The 6,193-nt window shown below is 47.0% G+C and carries 4 protein-coding genes and 1 pseudogene; 2 read left to right on the forward strand and 3 right to left on the reverse strand.

From position 1 onward, the window contains the following. Position 1: 1 nt before the first annotated feature. Both pdsR and pdsS read left to right on the forward strand, forming a co-directional pair. The gene (gene pdsR / locus KO501_RS03735; RefSeq protein WP_216028314.1) at positions 2-691 is read left to right on the forward strand and encodes a proteobacterial dedicated sortase system response regulator; all 690 of its coding nucleotides are present in this window, start codon (positions 2-4) and stop codon (positions 689-691) included. 6 nt (positions 692-697) lie between these two features. Next, a complete protein-coding gene (gene pdsS / locus KO501_RS03740) occupies positions 698-2,878 on the forward strand; it encodes a proteobacterial dedicated sortase system histidine kinase (RefSeq protein WP_216028315.1) in 2,181 nt (726 codons plus the stop codon). Between the two features lie 6 nt (positions 2,879-2,884). On the opposite strand, the gene KO501_RS03745 is transcribed toward pdsS, so the two are convergent. From KO501_RS03745 to tuf, 3 genes and pseudogenes are all read right to left on the reverse strand, one after another. After that, on the reverse strand, positions 2,885-3,958 hold the full coding sequence (locus KO501_RS03745) for a CNNM domain-containing protein (protein WP_216028316.1): 1,074 nt from the start codon (positions 3,956-3,958) through the stop codon (positions 2,885-2,887). 140 nt (positions 3,959-4,098) lie between these two features. Continuing rightward, a complete protein-coding gene (locus KO501_RS03750; RefSeq protein ID WP_216028317.1) occupies positions 4,099-5,772 on the reverse strand; it encodes a carbon starvation protein A in 1,674 nt (557 codons plus the stop codon). Positions 5,773-6,014: 242 nt separating this feature from the next. Beyond that, positions 6,015-6,193: pseudogene (tuf, locus tag KO501_RS03755) on the reverse strand (elongation factor Tu); the annotation flags it as partial.

Genomic DNA, 6,193 nt, shown 5'->3' on the forward strand with positions numbered 1-6,193 from the left:
CATGCCAAGAACCATTGCTCTTGTAGAAGATGACGCTGCTATTCGTGAAAACTATATTGCTGCACTACAGGCTCAGGGATATCAAGTGAATGCCTATGCAGATCGGCCCTCGGCGTCCCAGGCCTTCGCCCAAACGCTGCCAGATTTAGCCATTGTGGATATTGGCCTAAAAGAGGAAATGGAAGGCGGCTTTATGCTTTGTCAGCAATTACGCCAGTTGTCACAAACCCTACCTATTATTTTCTTCACTGCCAGAGACAACGATGTAGACACCATCAGCGGCCTACGTATGGGGGCTGACGACTACCTCACCAAAGACATCAGCATGGCTCACTTGCTCGCTCGCATCGCCGCCCTTTTTAGGCGAACAGACTTGCTCTTATCGCCCAAGCAACAAAGTGAACAAATTCAGTTAAGCCATTTGCGCGTAGACGTCAGCCGCATGACGGTAAGCTGGAAATCTCAACCCGTATTATTGACGGTGACAGAGTTTTGGATGCTCCATGCTTTAATAAAACACCCCGGTCACGTAAAGAGCCGTCAGCAATTAATGGACGAATCTCGTATGGTGGTGGATGACACCACCATTACTTCCCATATAAAACGTATGCGCAAAAAATTTGTACAGCTAGATGCCACCTTCGATCATATTGACACTGTGTACGGCATGGGCTATCGATGGCAGGGCTAACCCTTGGTGAAATTTAGGTTTTCGATAAGACTACAGTTATTGGTATTGTCCCTATTTTTGTTCACCATCCCTTGGTTGGGCTACCGCTATGTTTGGGAGCTAGAACAATATCTGCGCATCGGCCAGGAACAAACCATGATCGGCACCGCCCGTTCTGTGGCCACCGCTTTGCATGAGCGTCCAGCCCTTTTTGACAGCCAATCGGCCTTTTTAAAAACCGTGCGCCCCGGCACGGATTTATATGCTCCGCCCATTCCCTCGCCCATTCAACTGGATGGCGCTTTTAACGATTGGGAACCGGTTTGGAACGTCAGTCAGCAGTATAACAGTGGGCAAGTAGTAACCTGGTTTGATCCTACCCTTAGCCAGCAAGATGTGAGCTTATCCTTTACTCATATGGTGGGGCGTTACGGAAAATACTACTATGTCATGTTCGACGTAACCGACGATGCTGTGATTTGGCGAGCACCGAATTCTCTTGCTGTAGACCAAAGTGATCACTTACTTATTAGCGTAATTGCGAAAGATAACACCCTTAAGCGGTTTATTATTGCCCCCTATCAGGCAGGCTGGGTAAACGCTTATAAACTAGATGAAAACAACCAAAGTTATCGCGCTGTAGACAACGAACTACAAATTCAAGGCCGCTGGCAGCAAACTGAAAAAGGCTATGCTATCGAACTTCGTTTTCCGCTAACGATGACCACCGGGGCCCTAGCCTTTGCCTTAGTTGATGTGGATAACCCAACCACGCGCCAGAAAAAATATGCGGTGGGCACAGCAAATCCAAACGATGCCAACGGCTTAGGAACCGTGTTAACCCCATCACCGGAAATCGAACGTATTTTATCCGGGCTCAAGTATGCTAATTCTCGCGTGTGGGTCGTCGACAACCATAAACGGGTATTAGCCCGTGCCGGCGACATTCACTCGGCGTCAGGGTTTCAGGTTCCGGCCACCCAAAAAAGCGATTATGCGTGGTGGAACTACTTAGAAACTCACGTTTTGCTACCGCTTTACTACCATATTCTGACGCGCCCGCCAGCCGCGTTCGTGGATGAATTACAAACCGCGTACGCATTAGCGGGTATGGATATCACCGCAGCATTAAATGGTAAGGCCGACTCCTTATGGCGGCTTACCCCCGATAGTAAAGCGGTAATATTGTCTGCCGCCTACCCTATTTTTATCGGTGATAAGGTTATGGGCGCGGTGGTGGTAGAGCAAACCACAAATGGGATACGCACCCTGCGCAACCGTGCCCTCGAGCAACTTTTTCACGTTATTTTGGCGGTTATGTTACTTGGCACCCTAAGCCTCTTTTTGTTTGCTAACCGAATATCAAACCGAGTACGTAACCTAAGAGATAATACCGAAGCGGTTATTGACGATAACGGCAAAATTATTGGCAGCTTGCCCCAGCCAGGTCATATCGATGAAATCGACGATCTTCATCGTTCTTTTTCTGACGTCTTAGTGCGTTTACAACAATATAATTCTTATTTAGAGAACATGGCTTCTCGGTTGTCCCACGAGTTGCGAACTCCTATTGCCATAGTACGTTCATCACTCGATACCATTGGCGAGGTAAACGATCCCACCCAACAAGCCCTTCTTATTGAACGCGCGCAGAGCGGCATCACGCGTCTAAGCACTATTTTAAACAGCATGAGTGAAGCCACCCGTCTAGAACACGCCATCGCCCAAGAAGAGCCTGAAACCTTCGATGCGGCCCCAGTGATTTCTGGCTGCATCGACGGCTATGCCCATGTCTTTAACGAACGTCGATTTGAATTAAAAATGTCGTTAAAGAGTGCGTATGTGAAAGGATCGCCGGATCTATTGGCGCAGATGATGGATAAAATCATCGCCAACGCGGTGGAGTTTAGCCATCTTCAGGATAATATTGTGCTTCACCTCTGGCGAGAAAATAAGACCATGAAACTATCTGTCACCAATCCCGGGCCGCCGTTACCCGAAGGGATGAAAAGCCAGTTATTGCAGTCGATGGTATCGGTACGTCCCGATGAAGAGCGGCATAAAACAGCACAGCATCCCCATTTAGGTCTCGGCCTGTTTATTGCCAGCATGATCGCCAATTACCACAAGGGACAAATTCAACTTTCTGATTTACCTGATAAGACCGGCGTATGCGTTATCGTTACCTTACCTTTGGTCAGTGGCTAATTAGGGCTATTCTTTATCGGGTAGTCCTTCATCAGGCACATTTTTCATTAGCATGGCTGCGCGGCGGCGTGCCATATTTTGGGCATAGCGGCGAATACTGACAGTATTATCTTTTTCGTCTACGATTTCGATGCCTAGCAGATGTTCTAGTACATCTTCTAAGGTAACAATCCCTTCTAAACCGCCATATTCGTCCACCACCATAAAAATATGCACGCGACGCTCAATAAATAAATCCACCACATTTGACAAAGGCATACTGCTAAGTACCGTCACCATGTCACGCTGATAGTCACCAAGGACTTTCCCTTTATTACCACGGGCGTAGGCCAGCAACAAATCTGAGCGCATGACAAAGGAATGGATGTTTTCGTGTTCGTCATCGGAATAAATAGGAATACGGGAATATTCCATGTGGGAATGCTTATGAAAAAAGGCTTCCACCGTCATAGTTTCTGACAATGAAAATAACGAGGTTCGGTGGGTCATGGCATCGCGCACTTTCACATCATGCATATTAAGCATATTTTGTAAAAATGCCGTTTCCTTCTCGGCCAGCCGCCCTTCCTGTCGAGACAATTCCGCCATGGCTTGTAACTCATTTCGACTTAACCCCCGAAACGGACTGTCTTCTTTGAAGCCGCGGGTGAGTTTTTCTGCAAACCAAACAAACGGGGCTAGGATAAAGGTTAAGTATTTTAAAAACCAAGCTGTCGGTGCGGCTAAAGCCCGCCAATAGGTTGCGCCTAAGGTTTTTGGAATAATTTCGGAAAACACCAAAATCAATAGGGTTAAAATAGCACTGATAACGCCTAGGTACGCGTCGCCAAACACCACCGCCGCCTGTGCGCCAGCACCTGCAGCACCCATGGTATGAGCAATGGTATTTAAGGTGAGAATAGCCGCAAGGGGTTTATTAATATTGTCCGTTAACTGACGAAGTAATTTACCTGTTGGTGCAGCGTCTTTTTCCAATACCGAGATGTAGGCGGAAGAAATACTCAAGATCACCGCTTCGGCAATGGAGCACAAAAAAGAAAATCCCAGAGCGATAAGAACGTAAACTGTCAGTAGAAACATGAAAATACTATAAGCGTCGAAATAGACCTGAACTGTAACATATCTAACAGGTAACTAGTTTAGAGTTTTGTTGAGCAATGTTTAATACCAAAAAGCCGGCCTATACAGGCCGGCAATCCCGTTAAGCTTGCCCTAAAGCGTTAGCTTTTTTGTTTTTCCCGCTTAAAGCGTGAAATCACCGACCACGCCTCTAGCATAACCAACACACTAACCACCAGTACAACGGCGTCAAGGAATACCAATAAGTAGTTGCCGTCGGCCCAGTATTCTTGCAACTTGATCACCCCCGCGAGGAACGCCATCACAAGTACAAATGTCATAGGAATGAGGGTATAGATAGCAGGCCGGTTCATCTTAATGAGCATCACAGAAATAACCAATAAGGTTAACGATGCCAAGATCTGATTGGTTGAACCAAACAAGGGCCAGATAATCATGCCGCCACTTCCCGATGAACCGCCTGCGCCAAAAGCTAACAACAAGCAGGTACCGACCGCGAGCATCGTCGCCACAAAGCCATTTTTAAGGATATCAAGGTTATAAATTTCGCCCCACTCTTGAATGATATAACGCTGTAAGCGCACGCCCGAGTCCATCGTAGTACCAGCAAACAAGACCACCATGACCGCCAATATGGTAGATGAAAAATCGACGGGCAATCCCCATCCTTGTTGAATAAGGTTGGCGCCACCGGTAATAAAGGCGGTGACGCTGCCATCACCAAGGTGGCTGTACACCTCGTGCCATTCTTCTGGCGAAGCAGCAAAGGCGACACCACTTACCGCCACAATGGTAATAAGCGCCAGACACCCTTCACCTACCGCACCTAGGTACCCCACAAAGCGCGCATCGGTTTCTTTATCCAACTGTTTAGAACTGGTACCCGAGGCAACAATACCGTGAAAACCAGACACCGCACCACAAGCAATAGTGACAAACAGCAAAGGGATCAAACTGGGCGTATCTACCGCCGTTTGGGTATTAAACGCAGGTGCCGTAATGTCTGGCATCGACATAAACACCGCCCCGTACAGTAATAACAAACCGACCAATAATTGCATGCCATTAATAAAGTCCCGAGGTTGTAATAACATCCATACCGGTAACAAGGAAGCAATGGCCGCGTAAATGAAAAGAATGATGATCCAATTCGCATTGGCGCTTAACCCGAACAGGGTATCTGGTAAAGAAATAGGAATAAATCCGCCGGCGTAGACGGAAAAATACAAAACGATAATGCCGCCAATACACATGGGAATGAGGCTAAAGTTGCGTTTTAGCAGTTGACCGATGATCAATGCCACCACAATGGCCATCCATGCGGGGAATACCGCTGTAGGTTGGCTGACAAAAGATTTGGCGATGACCACACCAAATACCGCATTGACCATCAACAAAACAAGGAAGATCACCACCATAAACAACGCCCGGGAACGTTTTCCGATTACCCCTTCCGATAGCGCGCCCATGGATTTACCTTTATGGCGGCTACTTGCCCAAAGCGCGCCCATATCATGTATACCGGCGAAAAATATGGTGCCAAAAACCACCCACAGAACTGCAGGCACCCAGCCCCAATACACCGCGATTGCCGGCCCCACGATGGGTGCAGCACCGGCCACAGAGGTAAAATGATGCCCCCACAGCACAACCTTATTCGTCGGAACAAAATCGACTCCATCACGCAACGCATGCGCCGGCGTGACAAATTTATCATCAAGTTGAAAAATTCGCGTTGCAATAAATTTTGAATAAACAAACCAGCCAAGCAACATACCTATGATGCCCAGCACAACGATCATTATTGATTGCATATTGTTGTCCTGAATAATCCCGTTTCAGAAACAGCTTTGCTAACGGCTTTAAAAGTAAAGCTGCGCGAAAAGTGAACATATTATAAATTTGTTAACAATGAAAGATTTTGTGACAACACGAGGAAATAAATGGCAGAAAATAAGAAGGGTGAGTGGCTTATTAATAGCAGGGAAAACAACTAATTAGAAACAAAAAAGGCGCTCAAAGAGCGCCTTTTTTAAGATGACAGATGTCAGCGAGATTATTCAACAATCTTCGCAACAACACCAGCACCTACAGTACGACCACCTTCACGGATAGCGAAGCGTAAACCTTCGTCCATGGCGATAGGAGCAATAAGGTCAACAACAAACTTAAGGTTGTCGCCTGGCATTACCATTTCAACGCCTTCTGGCAATTGAACAGCACCTGTTACGTCAG

The organism is Alteromonas sp. C1M14 (assembly GCF_018860965.1).
Lineage (GTDB): Bacteria > Pseudomonadota > Gammaproteobacteria > Enterobacterales > Alteromonadaceae > Alteromonas.

Coding starts and splice junctions, on each gene's coding strand:
- KO501_RS03745 (WP_216028316.1), bottom strand. CDS start 3,958: ATGTTTCTACTGACAGTTTACGTTCTTATCGCTCTGGGATTTTCTTTT.
- pdsR (WP_216028314.1), top strand. CDS start 2: ATGCCAAGAACCATTGCTCTTGTAGAAGATGACGCTGCTATTCGTGAA.
- KO501_RS03750 (WP_216028317.1), bottom strand. CDS start 5,772: ATGCAATCAATAATGATCGTTGTGCTGGGCATCATAGGTATGTTGCTT.